The sequence below is a fragment of the Massilia sp. LMS1-1-1.1 genome (genome assembly GCF_040815535.1).
Taxonomy (GTDB): domain Bacteria; phylum Pseudomonadota; class Gammaproteobacteria; order Burkholderiales; family Burkholderiaceae_D; genus Janthinobacterium; species Janthinobacterium aestuarii.
The window spans coordinates 990,223-1,012,491 of sequence record NZ_JBFPNG010000001.1; the positions used below are offsets into that span (position 1 = coordinate 990,223).

Here is a 22,269-nt window from a genome sequence, read left to right on the forward strand (position 1 = left end):
TGTGTTCACCTTCCCAGATAGACTTCGATGACGCGCTCGTCGGCCTGCACTTCGTCCATGCGGCCCTGCGCCAGCACGGCACCCTCATGCAGCACGGTAACGATGCCTTGCTGGGCAATTTCCGTCACAAAACCCATGTCGTGCTCGACCACCATGATCGAATGCTTGCCGCGCAATTCATTGAGCAATTCCGCCGTGCGCGCCGTTTCCGCATCCGACATGCCGGCCACCGGTTCGTCGAGCAAAATCAGCTGCGGCTCCTGCATCAGCAGCATGCCGATTTCCAACCACTGCTTTTGCCCGTGCGACAGCAAGCCGGCCGGCCGCGCTTCCTGGCCGTTGAGGCGGATCAGGCGCAAAATCGCTTCAATCTTGCCTGCCTGCTCCGAGCTTAAACGCGCAAACAGGGTGGGCGCCACGCGCTTGTCCATCTTCATCGCCAGTTCCAGGTTGTCGAACACCGTGTGCTGCTCGAACACGGTGGGGCGCTGGAACTTGCGGCCGATACCCGCGTGGGCAATCTGCGCTTCCGTCATCGTGGCCAGATTCATGGTCTGGCCAAACCAGGCCGTGCCAGACGTAGGCCGGGTCTTGCCCGTGATCACATCCATCATCGTCGTCTTGCCCGCGCCGTTCGGGCCGATGATGCAGCGCAATTCGCCCACAGAAATATCGAGACTGAGTTTGTTGATGGCCTTGAAACCGTCGAATGACACGCTGATCTCTTCCAGGTACAAAATCGCACCATGCGTCGTATCGACGCCCTCGCCTTTCACGCGCGAATAGCTGGCGCCCGTTTCCGCGCTGGCCATGCCGGGCAACATGCGGATGCTCATGCGGCCTCCTCTGCCACGACGGCCGTTTTCTTGCGTTTGAGCTTGTTCAACACACCGAGCATGCCTTGCTGCATGAACAGGGTGACGACGATGAACAGCAAGCCCAGCGCGAACAGCCACAGTTCCGGCAAGGCGGCCGTGAACCAGCTTTTCAAGCCGTTGACGGTGAAGGCGCCCAGGATGGGGCCGATCAGTGTGCCGCGTCCGCCTACCGCCACCCACACGACCATCTCGATGGAGTTCGCCGGCGACATTTCGGACGGGTTGATGATGCCCACCTGCGGCACGTACAGGGCGCCGGCGATGCCGCACAGCACGGCCGACAAGGTCCAGACGAACAGTTTGAACCACAGCGGGTTGTAGCCAAGGAACATCAAGCGCGCCTCGCTGTCGCGCACGCCCTGCAGCACCCTGCCCAGTTTCGAGCGGACGATGGCACGCGCGCCGATCAAGGCCGCCAGCAGGAAGGCCAGGGTCAGCAGGAACAGCACGGCCCGGGTGGCGGGCGCCGTGATGTCATGCCCGAGGATGGTCTTGAAATCCGTGAAACCGTTGTTGCCGCCAAAGCCGGTGTCATTGCGGAAGAACAAGAGCATGAAGGCATACGTCATCGCCTGCGTGATGATGGAAAAATACACGCCCTTGATGCGCGAGCGAAAGGCAAAGTAACCGAAGACAAACGCCAGCACGCCCGGCACCAGCACGACGAGGGCCATGCAGTACCAGAAATGTTCCGTGAAGGCCCAGTACCACGGGTAGGTTTTCCAGTCGAGAAAGACCATGAAGTCGGGCAAGCTGCTGTGGTACTGGCCCTGCTCGCCGATGGCTCGCATCAGATACATGCCGTGCGCATACGCGCCCAAGGCAAAAAACACGCCGTGGCCCAGCGACAAGATGCCCGTGTAGCCCCAGACGAGGTCCAGCGCCAGCGCGGCCAGCGCATAGCACATGAACTTGCCCACCAGCGCCACCGTGTAGGCGGACACGTGCAGCGCATGGCCTTCGGCAAACACCAGATTAAAAATCGGCAACAGCACCGCCAGCAGCGTGCAGGCGGCAATCGCCAGCCAGACGGGCCGCGTGAACAGGCCCTGCTTGGATTGATAGGAGGTAATCATTCGACGCTGCGTCCCTTCATGGCAAACAGGCCCTGCGGCCGGCGCTGGATGAAAATGATGATGAACACGAGAATGGCGATCTTCGCCAGCACGGCGCCCGCCACCGGTTCGAGGAATTTGTTCACTTCGCCCAGCCCCAGCGCGGCGATGACGGTGCCGGCCAGTTGGCCCACGCCGCCGAGCACCACCACCATGAAGGAATCGACGATGTAGCTTTGGCCCAGGTCCGGCCCCACATTGCCCAGCTGCGACAGGGCCACGCCACCAAGCCCGGCAATGCCGGAACCGAGGCCGAAAGTCAGCATGTCGACCTTGCCCGTGGCCACGCCCACACAATCGGCCATGCGGCGGTTTTGCGTGACGGCCCGCACGAACAGGCCCAGCCGTGTCTTGTTGAGGATCAGCCACACGGCCATCACGACAAGGACGGCGAAGACGATGATGGCCAGGCGGTTGTACGGCAGCACGAGGCCGCCCAGCACCGTCACGCCGCCCGACATCCAGGCGGGATTGGCCACTTCCACGTTTTGCGCCCCGAAGATCGTACGCACCGTCTGCATGAGGATCAGGCTGATGCCCCAGGTGGCCAGCAGGGTTTCCAGCGGCCGCCCGTACAGCCAGCGGATGACCGTGCGCTCGAGCGCCACGCCCACCAGTCCCGCGACGAGAAAAGCGGCAGGCAGCGCGGCCAGCAGATACGCATCCTGCAGGCCAGGCAGATAGGTGCGGAAAAACAGCTGGCATAAATAGGTCGTGTAAGCGCCTATCATCAGCAATTCGCCATGCGCCATGTTGATGATGCCCATCAAGCCGAACGTGATGGCCAGCCCCAGCGCAGCCAGCAGCAGCACGCTGCCCAGCGAAATGCCGTAGAACACATTGCCGGCGAATTCCATGCGCGCCACCCTGCCCTTGATCTGGCGCATGGTCTCGATGGCGGCCAGCTGCACGGCCTCGTCGGGCTCGCCGCCCTTCTCGAGCATCGCTTGCAGCACGGGCAGCAAGCGCGCATCGCTGCTGCCGGCCAGCGCCTGCACGGCCTGCTTGCGCGTAGCCGCATCGGGGGCATGCAGATTGGCGCTGGCGATCAGCACTTGCAATATCTGCTGGATCTCGGCATCGCTCTCTTGCGCCAGCGCCTTGCGGATCAGGGGCAGCTGCGCCGGATCGACAGATTGCTGCAGCGCCTGCGCGGCGGCCAGCCGTGTGGAGCGCTCGGGCGCCAGCAGTTTCAGTCCCGACAGAGCACCCGCCACGGCCGAGCGCAAGCGGTTGTTGACCATCACGCCATCGATGCCGTCCGGCAGCGGCACGCTCTTGCTGATCGCCGGGTCATATGCCTGCTCGCCATCGACGATGTAGACCTTGCCGTCGGGCGCTGCATACAGGCTGTCGTCCTGCAAGGCTTGCAGCACCTTGGCAGCCTCGGGCGTGGCCAGGGCGGCGATCTGGGCGACGGCAGCGACTCTGGCGTCGGGGTCGTCGCCGGATAGCGGTTTGAGCAGGTTGGGGGAAATGGCGGCCTGCGCAGACAGCGGCAACAGGCAAAGTAATAACAAAATACGACGTAGCAGACGCATGCGGAAAGACCTCTCATCGTTACTTCAGCCCAAGCGAAATCTGGGGTCAGACCCGTCGGGTCTGACCCCGGCCTTTCTGCTGCTAACTCATAACTTCTGCTTGCCCTCATTCCCCTTGATAAACGGGCTCCACGGCTGCGCGCGGATTGGTTCCTTGGTTTTCCACACGACATTGAATTGCCCATCGGCCTTGATCTCGCCGATCATCACGGGCTTTTGCAGATGGTGGTTCGTGGCGTCCATGGTCAGGGTGAAGCCCGATGGCGCCTTGACGCTCTGGCCGGCCATGGCAGCGATCACCTTGTCGGTATCGGTCGACTTGGCTTTTTCCACGGCTTGCGCCCACATGTGGATGCCGACATAGGTCGCTTCCATCGGGTCGTTCGTCACGACGGAACCCGCGTTCGGCAGTTTTTGCGCCACGGCATACGCTTTCCACTGCTTGATGAAGGCCGTATTCACGGGATTCTTGACGGACTCGAAATAATTCCACGCCGCCAGGTGACCGAGCAATGGCTTGGTATCGATGCCGCGCAACTCTTCCTCGCCGACGGAAAACGCGACGACGGGCACGTCCGTGGCTTTCAAGCCTGCATTGCCCAGCTCCTTGTAGAACGGCACGTTCGAATCGCCATTGATGGTGGAAATGACGGCCGTCTTGCCACCCGTGGAAAACTTCTTGATGTTGGCGACGATGGTTTGATAGTCGGCGTGGCCGAACGGCGTGTAGACCTCGCTGATATCGCTATCCTTGACGCCCTTGCTTTTCAGGAAGGCGCGCAGGATCTTGTTGGTGGTGCGCGGATACACGTAATCCGTACCCAGCAGCACGAAGCGCTTGGCGCCGCCACCATCCTTGCTCATCAGGTATTCGACGGCGGGAATCGCCTGCTGGTTCGGCGCGGCGCCCGTGTAAAACACATTCTTTTCCAGCTCCTCGCCCTCGTATTGCACCGGGTAAAACAGCAGGCTGTTGAGTTCCTTGAACACGGGTAAAACCGACTTGCGCGACACGGACGTCCAGCAGCCGAACACAACGGCAACCTTGTCCTGCGCCACCAGTTGTCTCGCTTTTTCCGCGAACAAGGGCCAGTTCGACGCCGGGTCAACGACGACGGCTTCCAGCTTCTTGCCCAGCACGCCGCCCTTGGCATTGATCTCGGCGATCGTCATCAAGGCCACGTCTTTCAGCGACGTTTCGGAAATGGCCATGGTGCCCGACAGCGAGTGCAAAATGCCTACCTTGATCGTATCGGCGGCCAAGGCTGCCTGCATGTAAGTGGACGTGGCCAGGGCCAGTGCGCCGGCGGCGGCCGCTTTCAGGATGATGCGTCGTGACATGGGGACTCCTGTGATGGGTTCGTGGGGGTCGAGCTGAGCATACGATGTTGTTAAAGCAGAATGCATGCCAGCACCAGCAGGTGTCCGCCATGGTGCACGCGGCTCCCGCCGCACGAAAAAAAACCTGGCTGCACAAGGACTGTGCAGCCAGGTTTTAAATTGCCGTAAAACGGTGCGCCGGATGCAACAATCCCGGCATCAATCCTTGCGCGGCACGCCACGCAGGCGGCGCCAGCCCTTGCGTCCCAGCGGGAACAGCAGCACGAAGGCGATCAGCCACGGCAGGATGTAGGCCATGGCCGTGATGGCGTTGGCCACGCCTTCCGACAGGTTGTCCGTGAAATTGCCCAGCGAGCGCTTGACCGGTGTCCAGAACGATTGCTTGCCTTCGGCGCTGATGGCCACGTTCAGCAAGTCCGTGTCGATGCGCTGCATCAACAGCGCGTCTGCCGCCGTCGCCTGCTCCAGTTCCACTTGCACGGTAGCCAGTTCCTTGGTCACCTTGATCAGGGCGTCGACATTTGCGCCCGAGCGCTTTTCCAAGTCTTGCAATTGCGCCTGGTATTGCCTGAGCATCTCCAGGCGTTTCTTGCTGTCGAGCACGGGACGGCCCAGGTCTTCCACCTTGGTGCCCTGGCTCGTGACGTCGCCTTCAGCCGCGACCAGCGCGACGAGCTTCCTGATGCCGGCCGGCTTGGCGCGCATGCTGATGCGCGCGTGTAGGTAGCGCCCGCTGTCGAGGCTGGAATCGAGCAGCAAGCAGCCGTTTTCCGTATCGGCCTTGCAGGCGGCGACCACTTTTTCATACAGGGGCCGCACTTGCGCCTCGTGCGTATCGACGCTGACATTATGTTCATAGGCAAGAAACTCGCTGCCCTTTTCCTTGCCTTCGAGGCGCGCGGCGCTCGATTGCCCGCCGCTCTCTCCCTTGCCGCCGCAACCGGCCAGCAACATCAGGCCGATCAGACCTACATACACTTTTTTCATGATTTCTTTCGTGGATTATTTTTGCAGCGGCAACAATTCGATATCGGGCAAGTGCGCCGCCACGTCCTGCACGGTCGCATGGCCGGTCAGCGACGCCACCACCTGCGGCAACGGCTCCGCCCAGATTTCCGGCAAGTCGCGTTCCTCGGGTGCCAGCACGGGAAAGGCCAGCTGCTCGCGCGGCGGCGTGAAGGCAGCCGCGACGCCGGGCTTGTTGCCGCGCGCATCGATGCGGTACCAGCCAAAATCCTGCAGATACACGGCATTCAAGCCATGCAGACAAAACGGCGGCCCCATTTCGCCGACGGCCAGGCGCTGGTAGCACAGGCCGGCAGGAATGCCGTTGGCGCGCAGCAGCGCGGCCAGCAGATGGCTCTTCGCATAGCAATAGCCGGTGCCATGCTGCAAGACGTCGGAGGCGCGGCAGGTGACGGGATTGCGCTGGTAATCCCAGCTGTGGGCCACCTCGTCGCGCACGAAGGCAAAGCAGCGGGCCGCGATGGCCGCGTCGCCCACGGCACCTGCCGCCAGTGCGGCCGCCTTGGCGCGCACGGCCGGATGGTCGCTGTCGATGTAGGTGCTGCTGGCTAGATATATGGAAAAGTCGGGGGAAAAGTCGGTAGACATGGCATAAAGGCAATGCGAAAAGATAATGCGCGATTTTAGTCGAAGCAGCGCAACATTCACCGTTTCTTTGCGCAGGAACAAAGAAAATCCACGCGCCGGGCCAGCTGCGCGGGGGCCGGCGACTTTGGCGGCGGCCCGGTAGCTGGTATCATGCGGGCAAACGCAGCCGGCTCTACAGGCCCGGCACAGGCACTACCCTGCGAAGCGGCCCCGCCACCGGGCGCGCCGCCGACGCCACCCTACAGATCAGAGAAACGAGTTCCCTATGAGCACTTCATCGTCCCACCCATCGTTCTGGCGCCGTGTCCCGCTGGCTTTCGGCGCCTTCTTCAGCACCCTGTCGGACGCAGCCTATGCGGCCCGCGTGGAAAAGCTGTCCCTGCCCGAGGCTGCTCCCGTCGCGCCAGTGGCCCCGGCGCCAGCTCCCGTGCCGACACCGGCCGCCGCCCCCGTCATCTTGAAAGAAACCACGCCAGATGCGGCCCTGCAGTTGCTGGCCCTGCTGCAACGCGAAGCGCGATTGATCGATTTTACGCAGGAAAACCTGGGCAGCCATGCCGACGCCGACATCGGCGCGGCCGCCCGCGTCGTGCATGAAGGCTGCGCCAAGGTCATGCGCGAATACTTCACCATCGACGCCGTGCGCCAGGAAGCGGAGGGCAGCCGCATCGTCCTGCAGGAAGGTTTTGACAGCGCCCAGGTGCGCCTGACGGGCAACGTCGTCGGCTCGGCGCCATTTACGGGTACCCTCAGCCACCGCGGCTGGCGTGCGTCCAGCGTGCGCCTGCCAAAACTGAGCGCGCAGCACGACGCCGCCATCCTGGCACCGGCCGAGGTGGAACTGTGAGCGACACAAGGAACGCCACCCCGAACACCCCGCACTACGCCATCGGCATCGACCTGGGCACCACCCACAGCGCCCTGTCGTATGTGAACCTGCTCGAGAGCGACGGCGAGCAATCGAGCCACGGCGTGCTGAAAGTGCCGCAGTTGTCTGCGCCGGGCACCGTCGAAGAACTGTCGCTGCTGCCGTCGTTCGTCTACCTGCCGCACGCTGATGAAGTGGCTGCCGGCGACCTGGCCCTGCCCTGGGTCACCGAGGAAGCGCAAGCGCCGTTCGTCGTTGGCGAAATGGCCCGCAGCCGCGGCGCCACCACGCCGATCCGTCTGGTGTCGAGCGCGAAAAGCTGGCTGTGCCACCCGGGCGTGGACCGCCGCGCGGCCATCCTGCCAAACGACGCGCCGGCGGAAGTGGCGCGCATCTCGCCCATCACGGCCGCCACGCGCTACCTGACGCACTTGCGCCAGGCCTGGGACAACGCCCACCCGCAAGCGCCGTTCGCCGAACAGGAAATCACGGTCACGATTCCCGCTTCGTTCGACCCGGCCGCGCGCGAGCTGACGATGGAAGCCGCGCAGGCGGCCGGCTACACCTCATTGACCTTGCTGGAAGAGCCGCAAGCGGCCCTGTACAGCTGGATCCAGACCAGCGAAGGCCGCTGGCGCAAGGAAGTCAAGCCGGGCGACATCATCCTGGTCGTCGACGTGGGCGGCGGCACCAGCGACTTTTCGCTGATCGCCGTGCTCGAGCGCGACGGCGTGCTGGAGCCGCATCGCGTGGCGGTCGGTGAACACATCCTGCTCGGTGGCGACAATATGGACCTGGCGCTGGCCCACCTGGTGGCCCGCAAGCTGGCCGCCAACGGCACCCAGCTCGACGCCTGGCAAATGCGCGCACTCACGTATGGCTGCCGCAGCGCCAAGGAAAGCCTGCTGGCCGACAGCGGCCTCGATGTGGCACCGATCGTCGTGCCGAGCCGCGGCTCGAAACTGATCGGCGGCTCCATCCGCACGGAACTGACGCGCGCGGAAGTGTCCACCTTCATCCTCGACGGCTTCTTCCCGCAGGTGGAAGCGTCGAGCCGCCCGGCCGTGCGCACGCGCGCCGGCCTGACGCAACTGGGCTTGCCGTATGCGCAGGACGCTGCCATCACGCGCCACCTGGCCGCGTTCCTGGGCCGGCAAGTGGCGGCGACCAGCGAACTGGAAGGCTTTGCGGGCCGCCAGTCGGCGGAAGCCAGCTTTTTGCACCCGACGGCCGTGCTGTTCAACGGCGGCGTCTTCAAGTCCGACTTGCTGGTCCAGCGCATCATGGCCACTGTCAACGACTGGCTGTACATGGAAGGCGCGGAACCGGCGCGCATGCTGGCCGGGGCCGACCTGGACCTAGCCGTCGCGCGCGGCGCCGCCTACTACAGCTACGTGCGGCGCGGCCATGGCGTGCGCATCCGCGGCGGCACGGCCAGTTCCTTCTATGTCGCCATCGAATCGGCCATGCCGGCCATCCCCGGCATGGAACCGCCGATCCAGGCCCTGTGCGTGGCGCCGTTCGGCATGGAAGAAGGCAGCGAACTGGAACTGCCAGGCCAGCAATTCGGCCTGGTCGTGGGTGAACCCGTGCACTTCCGCTTCTTCGCCTCGTCCACGCGCCGCAACGACCAGATCGGCGACTTGCTCGATTTCTGGGGTCCCGATGAATTGCAGGAACTGAGCGAAATCCAGGCGACGTTATCCGCCGAAGGCCGGTCGGCCGGCGACGTGGTGCAGGTCAAACTGCACGCGCGCGTGACGGAAGCGGGCACCCTGGAACTGCTGGCTGTGTCCCCTGACGGCGCCGAGCGCTGGAAAGTGGAATTCGACGTGCGCGGCACGCCGCAGCAATAAGCATGCGCAGCGCGAAGGTGCAGCCGGCCTTCCTGGTCGGCATCGACCTGGGCACCACCAACACGGTGGTGGCCTATGCAGATGCCAACGATGCGCAGGCAGAAATAAACTTGTTCGCCATCGAGCAGCTGGTCGCTCCCGGCGAAGTGGGCGCACGCCCGCTGCTGCCCTCCTTGCGCTACCACCCCGCTGCCGGCGAACTGGCGGCGGGCGACTTGCAGCTGCCGTGGCCACAGCAAGACGTCGATCACGCCGTGCTGGGCGCCCTGGCGCGCCAGCTGGGCGCCCAGGTGCCGGGCCGGCTGGTCACCAGCGCCAAGAGCTGGCTGTCGCATGCAAATGTGGACCGCCAGGCCCCCATCCTGCCGTGGGGCGCCGATGCCGACGTGGCCAAGGTGTCGCCCGTGGCGGCCAGCGCCAGCTACCTCGCCTACGTGAGCGCCACGTGGAATCACCGCTTCCCGGATTCTCCGCTGGAAGCTCAGGAACTGGTACTGACCATCCCCGCCTCGTTCGACGAGGGTGCGCGCGCACTCACCCTGGAAGCGGCCCGCATGGCGGGCTTGCCCACCCTGCGGCTGGTGGAAGAACCGCAGGCAGCCTTCTACGATTTCCTTCACCGCCGGCGCGCCACCCTGCGCGACGACCTGGCCGACACGCGCCGCATTTTAGTCTGCGACGTGGGCGGCGGCACCACGGATTTCAGCCTGATCGACGTGGCCTTCGATGACGACGGCGAACCGCAGCTCACGCGCAGCAGCGTGGGCAACCATTTGATACTGGGCGGCGACAATATGGACCTGGCGCTGGCCCACCTGGTGGAAACGCGCATGGCGGCAGGCAGCGAAGGCGGCATGAAGCTGTCTGCCGCGCGCTTGTCGCAGCTGATGGAACGCTGCCGCGCGGCCAAGGAACTGCTGCTGTCGCAGGACGCGCCGAACAAGGCCACCGTCACTTTGCTGGGCGGGGGATCGCGTTTGATCGGCGGCAGCCGTTCCGCCGACGTCACGCGCGAGGAAGTGGCGGCCATGGTGGTCGACGGTTTCTTACCGAAGGTGGAATTCACCGAGACGGCAAAAAAAGGCCGCGCGGGCATCGTCGAATTCGGCCTGCCGTATGCGCAGGACGCGGCCATCACGCGCCACTTGGCCAGCTTTCTGCAACAGCATCAGGGGGCATTGCCCGACACCCTGCTGCTGAACGGCGGCGTGTTCCGCGCCGACGCGCTGGCGCGCCGCCTGGCAGAAACCCTGGCGCACTGGCGGGGTCAGCCCCTGACCATCCTGCACAACGATAATCCCGACGTGGCCGTGGCCCGTGGTGCCGTCGCCTACGCGCTGGCGCGACGCGGCCAGGCACCGCGCATCGGCGGCGGCTCGCCGCGCAGCTATTTCCTCGTGCTGGGCGAGGCGGGCAAGGACCACCGCGCCGTGTGCATCCTGCCCCGTGGCAGCGCCAGCGGCGAAGAAATCCGCCTGACGGAGCGCCTGTTCGCGCTGCGCCTGGGCCGGCCCGTGCGCTTCCACCTGGCCACATCCCTCTTTGAGGCGGGCACGCCGCCGCAACTGGGCGAGATCGTCGATCTGGACGCCGGGGAATACTTGCGCCTGCCACCGCTGGCCAGCGTGCTGCAAGCGGAAAGCGGCGACAAGCGCGACATCACCGTGCAGCTGGCAACCGTCATGACGGAAGTGGGCACACTGGAAGTGCACTGCGTGGCCGAAGCCGACGCCGGCCAGCGCTGGCTGCTGGAATTCCAGCTGCGCGTTGATAAGGAAGAGCAAGGCGATGGCGAGGCTCAAGCCGTTTCGCCACGCATCAAGGAAGCGGTCGAGAAGATCGAGCGCATCTTCGGCGGCAAGGCGCAAAAGGTCGACACCAAGGAAGTGCGCCAGCTGCGCCAGCACCTGGAACGGGGACTGGGCGGACGCGAAAGCTGGGATACGCCGCTGCTGCGCCAGCTGTTCGATGCCCTGATGCTGCGCGCCCGTGGCCGGCGCCGCTCCGCCGAGCATGAGCGGGTCTGGCTGAACCTGGCCGGCTACTGTTTGCGCCCCGGCTATGGCGATACGCTCGATCCATGGCGCATCGAGCAGCTGTGGGCCCTGTTCGACACGGGCGTCCAGCATCACAAGGATAACCAGGTGTGCGCCGAATGGTGGACCCTGTGGCGTCGGGTGGCCGGCGGCTTGAGCACGGAGCAGCAATTGCGCCTGCTCGACGACTTCGCCTTCAACCTGCAAGCCGACGCGGCCCAGCGCGGCAGCCGCCCCGTCACCCTCGTCAACGGCAGCGACGACGACATGCTGCGCCTGGGCGCCTCCTTGGAGCGCATCCCCGGTGCCTACAAGGCCGAAGTGGGCGCGTGGCTGATCAAGCGGCTGGAGAAAGCCGGCCGCGAAGCGGCGGACACGAACACGCTGTGGGCGTTGGCCAGGGTCGGCGCGCGCCAGCCCTTCCACGGCAGCGCACACGAAGTGGTCGACAGCGCCACCGTGGCCGACTGGCTGCACGTGCTGCTGGCGCTGGACTGGAAAAAGACGGAACCGGCGGCGTTTGCCGCCACCCACCTGGCGCGCATGACGGGCGACCGCTCGCGCGACATCGGCGACGAGCTGCGCGCCACCATCCTCGCGCGCCTGAAAGCCGTGGGCGCCCCACAGCTGTGGCAGGCGATGGTCAGCGAAGTGACGCAGCTCGACGAAGCGAATACCAAGCGCATGCTGGGCGAGGCACTGCCGCCGGGGTTGAAGCTGATAGGCTGACATCATTGATCACGTAGGTCGGATTAGCCCGAAGGGCGTAATCCGACAACATCGTCGGCAGTACCTGTCGGATTACGCGGCGTGCCGCCGCTAATCCGACCTACTCGTTACGCGCCCCGCGATACCGTGGTAAACCATCTGCCAGTTTTACCCATTCCACTTGCGTGTCCGTATAGATATGGCTGTGCGGCGGCAAGCGCCCTGGCTCATCGAGACTGCCAGTGGTCAGGCCGACCTCGTCCGGGTCGCGTTCATCCTCGAACGTCAGCTGCGTGCCGCAGCGGGGGCAAAAACTGCGCGTGCAGTGTTCGCTGGACGCATACGGTGTGGCCTGCCCCTGCAGCCAGCGAAAATTCGCCCTCGGCACGCTGAACCAGGCGACAAACGGCGCGCCCGACGCGCGGCGGCACATAGAACAATGGCAGGCCGTTTCATGGAAGGCGCCCGTGCCCGCTTCGTAGCGCACGTCGCCGCATAAACATCCTCCGCTCAGCATGGCATCCTCCTGCAAATGAAAAAGGCGCCCAGTTTAGCGCCGCTGCGGCGCCATGGTTTGCGCTAGATCACGGCGACGATAAACAGCAGCACCGCCAGCGGCGCCTGCACCAGCACGATGCCCGGATGCGTGCGGCGCAGCTGGGCCCACACGGACAAGCCCGGCACTTCCTCGTGCGGATGGTGGGCTTCGTCGCGCAGCGACATCGCGTGCAGGAACATGCCGGCGATTAGCGGGCCTGGATTGACCCACCAGCCCTGCTCGAGCAAGCCGCGCGACAAATAGATGGCCAGCGCGCCGATGGCAAACGGCGAGGCCCATACGAGCGCCAGCATCAAACGGATGCCATAGAATTCCGCCAGGGTGCCCACGCGGTGCAGGCGGCTGACATCGTGGTCTTCCATGCGCCGGTCGATGGCCAGCTCGGCGCGGCCGTACAGGGTCCACAGGCCGCCGAACAGGCAGCCCAGCAGCACGCCGATGACGATGTCGGCCACGAACACCGCATATTTATTGACGTCGGCCGTACCGATGCCCAGCGACGTGTGGGCGGCCGCATGCAGGTGCAGGCCGGCTTGCTCGCCTTCGGCCGTCGTATAGCGGTCGCGCACGTCATACGTGCTGCCGATATACACGACGTCCTTGCGCGGCGCCCCGGCGTCCACACCGGCCTGGCCATCGATCAGTTTGACGCGCGTGCGCGTGGGGTTCAGGAATTGCGGCGCCACGGCGGCCGGGTGAAACGGCGCGGTGACGGCGTTCTGTTCGGCCGCCGCCTTGGCGTCGCCGCGGATGACGGGTTCGAACGCCCGGCGCGCCAATGTCTTTTCGCTGTCCGTGCGCCGCGCCAGCTGGCACACGCGGCCGGCCAGCGCCAGCACTTCCTTTTGCTCGGACAGGGCGGCCGGCATGGGCTGCTTCTGCTCCTGCTCGTCGGCGCCATGCGCCAGCTCGAAAGCCACGGCCGCCAGTACGGGGCTTTTCAGCTCGATGCGCGTGACGGCGCCCATGCGTTCGCGGATGCGCGGGCTGGCAAAGTGGATGCCTGCCGCGCAGCGCGCGCGTATCCACGGCAGGTTCGCGTTGCGGTCCGATTGTTCGGGCAGGATCAGCACCAGCTGCCGGCCATCGGCGGCCAACCGGTCGAGCAGGCGGTCCAGGGGCCGCTCGCCCGCCTTGTGCTGTTCGTACACGGCCGTCGCCAGGTCCAGGTCGATGGCCAGCACCTTGCTGCCGCGCGCGGCGGCGCTGGCGATCAATTGCTCCAGGCGCGAGCGCTCCAGCGGTTCGCGTTCGTCGAAGACCTGTTCGAACGCGGGCTGGTCGATTTCGATGATGCCGGGCCGGTAGGCGCCGCCCGGGTCCTTGCCACGGTCCAGCAACTGCTCCTGCGCCGCGCTGGCGCGCAGCATGGCCGCATCAAGCCATTCGAGCACGTGAAAACCTTCCAGCGCCAGCATCAGCGCGGCGATCAGGCTGGCGCCGATCACGTGGTGCAGCAGATGCGTGCCCGTCAGTTTGAAGGCGGAGCCCAGCTGGACGGCCGGCCACAGCAGGCGCCGCCAGAGTGGCTGGCGCGGTTGATCCGGCTGGCTGGTTTCCACGGTGCGCTCCCTTGCGTGCTATGCCTGAATATCATTCAAGCAATAAATGATGACGAAAGGATAGTGTATTGCAGTTGTGCCCGTTTCGCCGCACGGCTGGCACGGGCCAACCTGGCAGCCTACTTCGGTCTGGCCAGCAGCAGCTTGCCCAGCGCTTCGAAGGCTGGCGTGGTGGTCGGGTCGTTGGCCGCATTGGCCGCCGTCGGCGTGGAGGCGAAACGCACGATCACCATTTCCGCCTTCGGATCGATGTAGATGCGCTGGCCGTACACGCCGCGTGCCATGTAAGCGCCATGGTCGTTATGCGTGACCCACCACATGTCGCGGTAGCTCCAGCCCTTGAGCAAATCGTAGCCGCCCTTGGCGAACAGCTGCTTGTCGCCGCCACGGCGGATATCGTCGACGGACGCCTTCGGAATGATTTGCTGGCCGTTGTAGCGGCCATCGTTGCGCAGCATCTCGCCAAAGCGGGCCAGGTCGCGCAAGCCCGCGCTCAAGCCGCCGCCGGCAAACGGCGTGCCCGTCGAATCGACCGACATGTAGCCATCCTGCTCGGCACCCAGCTTTTGCCAGACATGCTCGGACAGGTAGTCGTTGACGCTCTGCCCCGTGACCCTGGCGATGATCCATCCCAGCACATCCGAGTTGACCGTGCGGTAGCCGAAGCCCTCGCCATGTTTTCCCTCATGCCGCACCGTTTGCAGGTACTCGAAATAGCTGCGCGGTCCCGTGTAATCCTTGGGCTTGGGCAGCGGGTTGCCGGCCGCCGCGTGCTGCCACACTTCCGCGTTCGGGTCGGCGTAATCTTCGCTGAATTTCAGGCCCGTGGTCATGTCGAGCACCTGGCGCACGGTGGCGTCGCCAAAAGCGGATTTGGCCAGTTCCGGCACGTACTCGGCCACTTTCCTGGCCGGATCGAGCTTGCCTTCGGCCACCAGGGCCGCGCCGATGGTGCCCATCACGGACTTCGTCACCGACATGGCGCCATGCTGGCCGCCCTCCTTCAATACGCCGAAATAGCGCTCATACACGATGCGGCCCCGGTGCAGCACGACGATGCCGTCCGTGTAATTGGCGCCCAGCGACTGCTCCCACGTCATCGTGTCCTTCGCGCCCAGGGGCGTGAAGCGCAGGCTGTCGATATCGTTGCGCAGCGCGCGCGGCAAGGGCACGGGCGCCTTCAAGCCGCGCGCCACTGCCACCGTCGGCATCAGCTGGCGGAAGTGCGATACGCTCCAGCGCAGCTGCGGGAAATTGAAATAGCTGCCATCGTCGAAGCGGATGATTTTATCGGCCGGCGGCGGCGCGCCCACCATCCATTGCAATGCAGCCGGATCGCTGGCGGCGGCCGACAGCGGCGCCGTCGTCTCTGCCGCATGGGCGCCGGCGGCCAGCGCCAGGCAGGCTGCGGCCAGAGCCAGGCGGCGGATTGGTGGCAGTGTCGTCATGCATTTCTCCTTTCATGGCTGGCGCCCGCGGCGGCGCTCGCTTCATGCGATGCATGCTAACAGAGAAACTTTTTATCTTGTCCTGCGGCATCCTATTGTGCGGGCCACGCGCTGAGACGAACGTCTCACGTGCACGCCATGCTGCAGCGCAGGATGCGCGGCCCCGCGCTTCGTGCTAAAAACGAAAACACCATAAAAAAACAGACACGAGACACTGGAGAGCGCCATGCCCTACGTCCGCCAGACCAGCCATATCGACCGCGTGCGCGACCTGATCGCCGGCCGTATCGTCAATCCAGGCGCCGATACGGCCAGGCTGGCGTCGTCGTACCGGCGCTCGCTCGACGACTACCGGCTCGACCCCGCTTCCACCACGGGGCCGCGCATCCTGACGGGCGCCGAACTGCGCGCCATCCAGCAGTCCGAGGAGGATTTTCTGCGCTCCACGGGCCAGTGCCTGCCCCGCCTGCACGCCATGGTGCGCGAGGCGGGCTACTGCGTCATCCTCGCCAATGCGCGCGGCGTGACGATCGATTACGTGGTTGACACGGACCAGCGCAAGGATTTCAAGAAGGCGGGCCTGTATCCGGGTTCGTGCTGGTCGGAAGAAGAGGAAGGCACGTGCGGCATCGCCTCCGTGCTGCTCGACCACGAAGCCATCACCGTGCACAAGACCGACCACTTTCGCGCCGCCTTCACGGGCCTGACCTGCAGCGCGGCGCCGATTTTTTCGCCGCACGGCGACTTGATCGGCGTGCTCGATGCGTCTGCCCTGCGTTCACCCGACGCGCGCGACAGCCAGCGCCTCGTCAAGCAGCTGGTGCGGCAAGGCGCGACCCTGATCGAAGACGGCTTCTTTCTGAAGTCCTACAGCCATTGCTGCATCCTGCTGGCGCACCGCAACCGCCACTTCGTGGAAGTGCAGCCGGAGATGCTGCTCGCCATCGACGAACATGGCGACATCGTCGCCGCCAACCGCTGCGCGCGCGACGTCATCGCGGGCCTGGACAGCCTGCCGCGTCCCGTCGCCGAGGTGCTGGAAGTACGCGCCGAGAGGCTGTTCGATGCGCGCGCGGGACGCAGTCTGCTGTCCCTGCGCCTGGCCGGAGGCAGCACCTGGCTGCACGCCCGCGTGCGCGCGCCGCTGCGCCAGGCCAAGGCGCGTCCGCGCGCCATGCGCGAGGCCACCGTCGCGCAAGACGTGGTGGCCTACACGGCGCCGGAACTGGCCGAACGCACGCGCATCGTCCACGCCATGAACGCCGCCAAATGGCGCCCGCTGCAGGCGGCCGCCATGCTGGGCATCTCGCGCGCCACCCTGTACCGGCGCCTCAAGCAGCTGCACATCGTGGCGCCGCACCGGCAATGACACGATAAACGCGCTGAGACTTCCGTCTCAATCGCCGCCATGCTGCGCTGCGCAATGCGGCGCAAGAACGCCAGTGTTACAACATCGTCAGCGGCAACACAGCCGCATCCCATCATAAAGTCAGCAGACTTGGAGGAGACACGATGCAAACCGATAACAACCCGCACGACCTGGCCGTGGCCGGCATCCTGGAGCAGCTCGAAGGATGTCTTCGCGCCAGCGACAGCACGGGCGCCGCGCAACTGTTCGAACAGGATGGCTACTGGCGCGACCTGGTGCTGTTTACCTGGAACCTGAAAACCCTGGAGGGCCGCGAACAGATCACCGCCATGCTGGCCGCCCAGCTGGGCGCCGTCCAGCCAGTCTCCATCCGCATCGCCGACGGCGAACATGCGGTGGAAGCCGGTGGCGTGCTGCAAAGCTGGATCACGGTGGAAACGAACGCGGCGCGCGGCGTGGGCTTCATCCGCATCCGCGACGGCAAGATCTGGACCCTGCTCACCACCATGAGCGAATTGAAGGGTTTTGAAGAAGCCAAAGGCGGCCGGCGGCCCATGGGCGCCGAACACGGCGCGCGCACCAACCGCAGCAGCTGGCTGGAAAACCGCGAGCAGGATGCAAAGGAACTGGGCTATACGCGCCAGCCCTACTGCGTCATCATCGGCGGCGGCCAGGGCGGCATCGCGCTCGGTGCGCGGCTGCGCCAGCTGAACGTCCCCACCATCATCATCGAGAAAAATGCGCGCCCAGGCGACAGCTGGCGCAAGCGCTACAAGTCCCTGTGCCTGCACGACCCCGTCTGGTACGACCACATGCCCTACATCCCGTTTCCCGACAACTGGCCCGTCTTCACACCGAAGGACAAGGTCGGCGACTGGCTGGAGATGTACACCAAGGTGATGGAGCTCAATTACTGGGGTTCGACATCATGCGAATCGGCCAGCTTCGACGAGACCACGGGCGAATGGACGGTGCAGGTGCTGCGCGATGGCCAGCCCGTCACCCTGAAACCGAAGCAGCTGGTGCTGGCCACGGGCATGTCGGGCAAGGCGAACATGCCGAAGTTCAAGGGCATGGACGTGTTCCAGGGCGAGCAGCAGCACTCGTCGCAGCATCCGGGGCCGGACGCCTATGTGGGCAAGAAAGTGGTCGTCATCGGCGCGAACAATTCCGCGCACGATATCTGCGCCGCCCTGTGGGAAGCGGGCGTGGACGTGACCATGGTGCAGCGCTCGTCGACGCACATCGTCAAGTCCGATTCGCTGATGGACCTGGCCTTGGGCGACCTGTATTCGGAACGGGCGCTGGCGGCCGGCATGACGACGGCCAAGGCCGACCTGACGTTCGCCTCGATTCCGTACAAGATATTGGCCGACTTCCAGAAGCCCGTCTTCAAGGCCATCCGCGAGCGCGATGCGGATTTTTACCAGCGCCTGGAAGAACGGGGCTTCATGCTGGACTTTGGCGACGACGACTCCGGCCTGTTCATGAAATACCTGCGCCGCGGCTCCGGCTACTACATCGACGTGGGCGCCTCGGAGCTGGTCGCCGAGGGCAAGATCAAGCTGAAAAGCGGCGTCGGCGTGCAGGAACTGAAAGCCCATTCCATCGTGCTGTCGGACGGCACGGAACTGCCGGCCGACCTGGTGGTGTACGCCACCGGCTACGGTTCCATGAATGGCTGGGCGGCCGACCTGATCTCGCCCGAGGTGGCGAACAAGGTAGGCAAGGTGTGGGGCCTCGGTTCCGCCACGACGAAGGACCCTGGCCCGTGGGAGGGCGAACAGCGCAATATGTGGAAACCCACGCAGCAGCAGGCGCTGTGGTTCCACGGCGGTAACCTGCACCAGTCGCGCCACTATTCCCAGTACCTGTCGCTGCAGCTGAAGGCGCGCATGGAAGGGTTGAACACGCCCGTGTATGGGCAGCAGGAGGTGCATCACTTGTCGTGAAATCCGGGGTCAGACCCGCCGGGTCTGACCCCAGCCCTCGCTTTGGGGATAGGTATAAAAAATGGCGGTGGACCGAAGTCCGCCGCCATTTTTACGTCATGCAGCCAACGATTACTGTTTGATGGCTTCGATCGCGAAAGTCAACGTCACATCATCGCTGACAGCAGGCGCATATTTGCCGGCGTTGAATTCCGAGCGCTTGATCTTGGCCGTGGCGTTGGCGCCGCAAGCGTCTTTTTTCAGCATCGGGTGCGGTGCGCAAGCGAACGAGGTGACGGTCAGGGTCACTGGCTTGGTCACGCCTTTCAGGGTCAGGTTGCCTTCAACGGAGGCCAACTTGTCGCCGTCGAAATTGAACTTGGTCGACTTGTAGGTGGCGACAGGATACTTGGCCGTGTCGAGGAAGTCTTCGCCCTGGATGTGCGAGTTGAACAGGGTCGAACCCGTGTCGACGGACTTGGTGTCGATCAGTACTTCGACGGCGCCCGTCTTGGCGGCGCGGTCCAAGGTGACCTTGCCGGTGGTGTTATTGAAACGGCTTTGCTGCGTCGAGAAGCCCATGTGGGTGTACTCGAAACGGGGGAAAGTGTGGCTGCCATCGATGACATAGACTTCTGGAGCGGCAAAAGCGGACAGCGAGAAGCCGGCGGCGGCGATAAAAGCGAGCAGTTTTTTCATAATGGATTCCTGATAGGAGTGGAGGATGTCAAAACCGCAAGCAGCTGCAGGCGGGAAGCGCTGCGGCTGATTGTCTGGCTTCAGTTGCAACAGATTATGCATGGCATGAAGATCGATGTAAAACGGAAAATATGCCTAGTTAGCATCGAAAAAATCGATAATAAAGGCAATGATGTCCATGACAGCGCCTTCTGCTGCCGATTATTGTCTGCATTGCCAAAAATATCCAGCGTTATCCGGTCCGCAGACCAGACAACAAATGAGAATGATTCTTGTTATTATTCTGTGCAATGGTTATCATCACGGCCCGGGCGGGCATGCAGCGGTGCCTTGATTCATCCATAATAGAGCAGAACACAGCACAGAAAAAACATGACGGCCACCCGCCACACCCGCCACGATATGCGCATCTTGAACGCCCATCCCACCGCCTCCCCGCCCCGCAGCCAGGGCCTCACCGCCGGCGCCCTCGCCTGATGCGGGAGCCGCACGCCCAGCCGCCACTGCGCGAAGCGCACGGCGTGCGCCTGCGCCGCTGGGCCTGGACCGCAGCCGGGGCCCTGATGGTGCTGCTGGGGATCATCGGCGCCATGCTGCCCGTCATGCCGACGACGATTTTCCTGATCCTCGCCCTGGCCTGCTTCAGCCGCGCCTCGCCGCGCCTCGAGCACTGGCTGCTGCACCATCCCCGCTTCGGTCCGCCGCTGCGCCAGTGGCGCGAACACCGCGCCGTTTCGCGGCGCGGCAAGACCATGGCTTGCCTGGGCATGGCCATCGGCTTTGTCGCCATGTGCCTGGGCCACCCGCCGTGGTGGGTCATCGCACTGGTGGGCGCCATGGAAATCGCCGTCCTCGTCTACCTGCTGCGGCGCCCGGAAGGCCCCGCCACTACCGGGGCAGAATCTGCCCGCGAAGAGGGTAATGGCGGGCAGTAAACCGCCCTTCCCGCATCCAAAAAATGGCAAGTGAGCCGAACTGCACATAAAAGCACAGCGATACGTCCGCAGGGCGCGGCGAACTTTTCACCAAGATGCGGCCCCTTCGCGCCCGCCCACGTGATTAAATTCGGCAAGAACGCTACTTTCCCGCTTTTTTAACTTGCAAACAGGCACATAGACATTATTTGCATATTCAAAGCAAGATTCTGTCGTAGGAGTAATAACACGATCGGAGGTATACTACGCAACCGACGTAACAGGCTGGGCGATTTGGCCCCTGCAAGCGCGCCTGTCACGGTCCAATAAAAAAGGAAACACTGCATGACCACACCACACCGTACGCCGGTGATTCGCATCGATGGCGCGAACAAGACCTTCGCGCTGCCCAAAGGCGAACAATTCCACGCGGTCAAATCGGTCACGCTGGAAGTCTATCCCGGTGATATTTTCGGCCTGATCGGCAAGAGCGGCGCCGGCAAATCGACCCTGCTGCGCCTGATTAATCTGCTCGAGCGTCCTGACAGCGGCACCATTACCGTGGCCGGGCGCGAACTGACACGCCTGGGCAAGAGCGAATTGCGCGACGCGCGCCAGAATATCGGCATGATTTTCCAGCAATTCAATCTGCTGCAAAACGCCAGCGTGTTCGACAACGTCGCCTTCCCCCTGAAAATCCATGGCACGACCAAGGGCGAGCAGATCGCCGCCAGAGTCGAGGAATGCCTGGCGCTCGTCGGCCTGTCCGACAAGCTGCACAGCTATCCGGCGCAATTGTCCGGCGGGCAGAAGCAGCGCGTGGCGATTGCCCGCGCCCTGGCCAGCCATCCCGACGTGCTGCTGTGCGACGAGCCGACGTCCGCGCTGGACGCGGAAACGACGCGCGCCCTGCTCGATACCCTGCGCGACATCAATGCGCGCCTGGGCGTGACCATCGTCATCGTCAGCCATGAGCTGTCGGTGCTGGGCGCCATCTGCAACCGCGTCGCCGTCGTGGAAAAAGGCGCCATCGCCGAACAATTCGATCTGAGCGACACGGCCACCCCGCGCAAGACGGCGCTGGGACGCGAGCTCGCTTATTACGGCACCGAGGCGTTTGAAGCCACCGCATGGAAGGATGCAACACATGTTTGAAGAATCGATCAATAACGTCATCAACCTGCTGCCGGAAATCTGGGTGGCGCTGGGCCAGACCATGACCATGCTGGGCATCGGTCTCACGGCCGCCATCCTGGTCGGCGGCCCGCTGGGCATCTTGCTGTTCCTCGTGTCGGAAGGCCAGTCGCTGGAAAACCGTCCGCTGTCGATGATCCTCGGCTGGCTGGTGAACACCGTGCGCAGCTTCCCGTTCATCATCCTGCTCGTCGCCCTGACGCCGTTTACGCGCATCATCGCGGGCACGTCGATCGGCCCGCTGGCAGCTGCCGTGCCGCTGTCGTTCGCCGCCATTCCCTACCTGGCGCGCCTGGTGGAACAGAACCTGCGCGAAGTGCCGCGCGGCGTGATCGAGGCGGCGCACGCCATGGGCGCGTCGGAAATGCAGATCATCTTCCGCGTGCTGCTGGTGGAAGCGCGCTCCGGCCTCGTGCTGGCGCTGACCGTGCTGTCGATCAGCTTCCTGTCATATTCGGCCGTGGCCGGCGTGGTGGGAGGCGGCGGCATCGGCGACCTGGCCATCCGCTACGGCTACTACCGCTTCGAGACGGACATCATGGTCGCCACCGTGGCCATCCTGATCGTGCTGGTGCAAACCATCCAGTTCGCCGGCACGCGCATCGCCAAGCGCCTCGACAAACGTTAATTCATTTC

18 protein-coding genes are annotated in these 22,269 nt (G+C 64.3%); 8 read left to right on the forward strand and 10 right to left on the reverse strand.

The window, feature by feature from the left end; all coding sequences use genetic code 11:
* Positions 1-5 precede the first annotated feature (5 nt).
* The 6 genes from urtD to MRBLMS1_RS04550 form a co-directional block, all read right to left on the reverse strand.
* Positions 6-836: an urea ABC transporter ATP-binding protein UrtD gene (urtD, locus tag MRBLMS1_RS04525; protein ID WP_456150386.1), complete on the reverse strand. Its 831-nt coding sequence runs from the start codon at positions 834-836 to the stop codon at positions 6-8.
* On the reverse strand, positions 833-1,954 hold the full coding sequence (urtC, locus tag MRBLMS1_RS04530; protein WP_485878085.1) for an urea ABC transporter permease subunit UrtC: 1,122 nt from the start codon (positions 1,952-1,954) through the stop codon (positions 833-835). The genes urtD and urtC overlap by 4 nt, the downstream gene beginning before the upstream one ends.
* Positions 1,951-3,534, reverse strand: coding sequence for an urea ABC transporter permease subunit UrtB (gene urtB, locus MRBLMS1_RS04535; protein WP_485878087.1), 1,584 nt, complete (start codon positions 3,532-3,534; stop codon positions 1,951-1,953). Before urtB ends, urtC begins: the two co-directional genes overlap by 4 nt.
* 87 nt (positions 3,535-3,621) lie before the next feature.
* On the reverse strand, positions 3,622-4,875 hold the full coding sequence (gene urtA, locus MRBLMS1_RS04540; RefSeq protein WP_456150389.1) for an urea ABC transporter substrate-binding protein: 1,254 nt from the start codon (positions 4,873-4,875) through the stop codon (positions 3,622-3,624).
* Positions 4,876-5,073: 198 nt separating this feature from the next.
* Positions 5,074-5,862 (reverse strand): DUF4349 domain-containing protein, encoded by a 789-nt coding sequence (locus tag MRBLMS1_RS04545; RefSeq protein ID WP_485878089.1) that lies wholly within the window; start codon positions 5,860-5,862, stop codon positions 5,074-5,076.
* 15 nt (positions 5,863-5,877) lie between these two features.
* Positions 5,878-6,489: a transglutaminase-like domain-containing protein gene (locus tag MRBLMS1_RS04550; RefSeq protein WP_128142600.1), complete on the reverse strand. Its 612-nt coding sequence runs from the start codon at positions 6,487-6,489 to the stop codon at positions 5,878-5,880.
* 265 nt (positions 6,490-6,754) lie between these two features.
* Between MRBLMS1_RS04550 and MRBLMS1_RS04555 the strand changes: the two genes are divergently transcribed.
* The 3 genes from MRBLMS1_RS04555 to MRBLMS1_RS04565 are packed head-to-tail and all read left to right on the forward strand — an operon-like array spanning position 6,755 to position 11,978.
* Positions 6,755-7,336 carry a DUF2760 domain-containing protein gene (locus tag MRBLMS1_RS04555; protein ID WP_456150391.1) on the forward strand — a complete coding sequence of 194 codons (582 nt, stop codon included), beginning with the start codon at positions 6,755-6,757 and terminating at the stop codon, positions 7,334-7,336.
* Entirely contained in the window at positions 7,333-9,213 is a 1,881-nt protein-coding gene (locus tag MRBLMS1_RS04560; RefSeq protein WP_485878092.1) for an Hsp70 family protein, read from the forward strand. Before MRBLMS1_RS04555 ends, MRBLMS1_RS04560 begins: the two co-directional genes overlap by 4 nt.
* 2 nt (positions 9,214-9,215) lie before the next feature.
* Positions 9,216-11,978 carry an Hsp70 family protein gene (locus MRBLMS1_RS04565; protein WP_485878093.1) on the forward strand — a complete coding sequence of 921 codons (2,763 nt, stop codon included), beginning with the start codon at positions 9,216-9,218 and terminating at the stop codon, positions 11,976-11,978.
* 100 nt (positions 11,979-12,078) lie between these two features.
* Here the strand turns inward: MRBLMS1_RS04565 and MRBLMS1_RS04570 are convergent, their stop codons facing one another.
* The 3 genes from MRBLMS1_RS04570 to MRBLMS1_RS04580 all read right to left on the reverse strand — a co-directional run bounded on the left by MRBLMS1_RS04570 (position 12,079) and on the right by MRBLMS1_RS04580 (position 15,526).
* Positions 12,079-12,474: a GFA family protein gene (locus MRBLMS1_RS04570; RefSeq protein ID WP_485878094.1), complete on the reverse strand. Its 396-nt coding sequence runs from the start codon at positions 12,472-12,474 to the stop codon at positions 12,079-12,081.
* Between the two features lie 62 nt (positions 12,475-12,536).
* Positions 12,537-14,078, reverse strand: coding sequence for a CHASE2 domain-containing protein (locus MRBLMS1_RS04575; protein ID WP_485878096.1), 1,542 nt, complete (start codon positions 14,076-14,078; stop codon positions 12,537-12,539).
* A gap of 119 nt (positions 14,079-14,197) precedes the next feature.
* The gene (locus MRBLMS1_RS04580) at positions 14,198-15,526 is read right to left on the reverse strand and encodes a serine hydrolase domain-containing protein (protein ID WP_485878097.1); all 1,329 of its coding nucleotides are present in this window, start codon (positions 15,524-15,526) and stop codon (positions 14,198-14,200) included.
* Positions 15,527-15,752: 226 nt separating this feature from the next.
* Between MRBLMS1_RS04580 and MRBLMS1_RS04585 the strand changes: the two genes are divergently transcribed.
* Together MRBLMS1_RS04585 and MRBLMS1_RS04590 are read left to right on the forward strand one after the other, a co-directional pair.
* Positions 15,753-16,895 (forward strand): sigma-54-dependent Fis family transcriptional regulator, encoded by a 1,143-nt coding sequence (locus MRBLMS1_RS04585; protein ID WP_485878098.1) that lies wholly within the window; start codon positions 15,753-15,755, stop codon positions 16,893-16,895.
* Between the two features lie 143 nt (positions 16,896-17,038).
* On the forward strand, positions 17,039-18,847 hold the full coding sequence (locus tag MRBLMS1_RS04590; protein WP_485878100.1) for an NAD(P)-binding domain-containing protein: 1,809 nt from the start codon (positions 17,039-17,041) through the stop codon (positions 18,845-18,847).
* Positions 18,848-18,958: 111 nt separating this feature from the next.
* On the opposite strand, the gene MRBLMS1_RS04595 is transcribed toward MRBLMS1_RS04590, so the two are convergent.
* The gene (locus tag MRBLMS1_RS04595; RefSeq protein ID WP_034756709.1) at positions 18,959-19,525 is read right to left on the reverse strand and encodes a YceI family protein; all 567 of its coding nucleotides are present in this window, start codon (positions 19,523-19,525) and stop codon (positions 18,959-18,961) included.
* 476 nt (positions 19,526-20,001) lie between these two features.
* Here MRBLMS1_RS04595 and MRBLMS1_RS04600 point away from each other — a divergent pair, with 476 nt between their 5' ends.
* The 3 genes from MRBLMS1_RS04600 to MRBLMS1_RS04610 all read left to right on the forward strand — a co-directional run bounded on the left by MRBLMS1_RS04600 (position 20,002) and on the right by MRBLMS1_RS04610 (position 22,261).
* On the forward strand, positions 20,002-20,460 hold the full coding sequence (locus MRBLMS1_RS04600; protein ID WP_128142592.1) for a YbaN family protein: 459 nt from the start codon (positions 20,002-20,004) through the stop codon (positions 20,458-20,460).
* A 324-nt stretch (positions 20,461-20,784) separates the two neighbouring features.
* Positions 20,785-21,594, forward strand: a complete 810-nt coding sequence (locus MRBLMS1_RS04605; protein ID WP_139089807.1) for a methionine ABC transporter ATP-binding protein — start codon at positions 20,785-20,787, stop codon at positions 21,592-21,594.
* The gene (locus MRBLMS1_RS04610) at positions 21,587-22,261 is read left to right on the forward strand and encodes a methionine ABC transporter permease (RefSeq protein ID WP_034756701.1); all 675 of its coding nucleotides are present in this window, start codon (positions 21,587-21,589) and stop codon (positions 22,259-22,261) included. The genes MRBLMS1_RS04605 and MRBLMS1_RS04610 overlap by 8 nt, the downstream gene beginning before the upstream one ends.
* Positions 22,262-22,269: the final 8 nt, after the last annotated feature.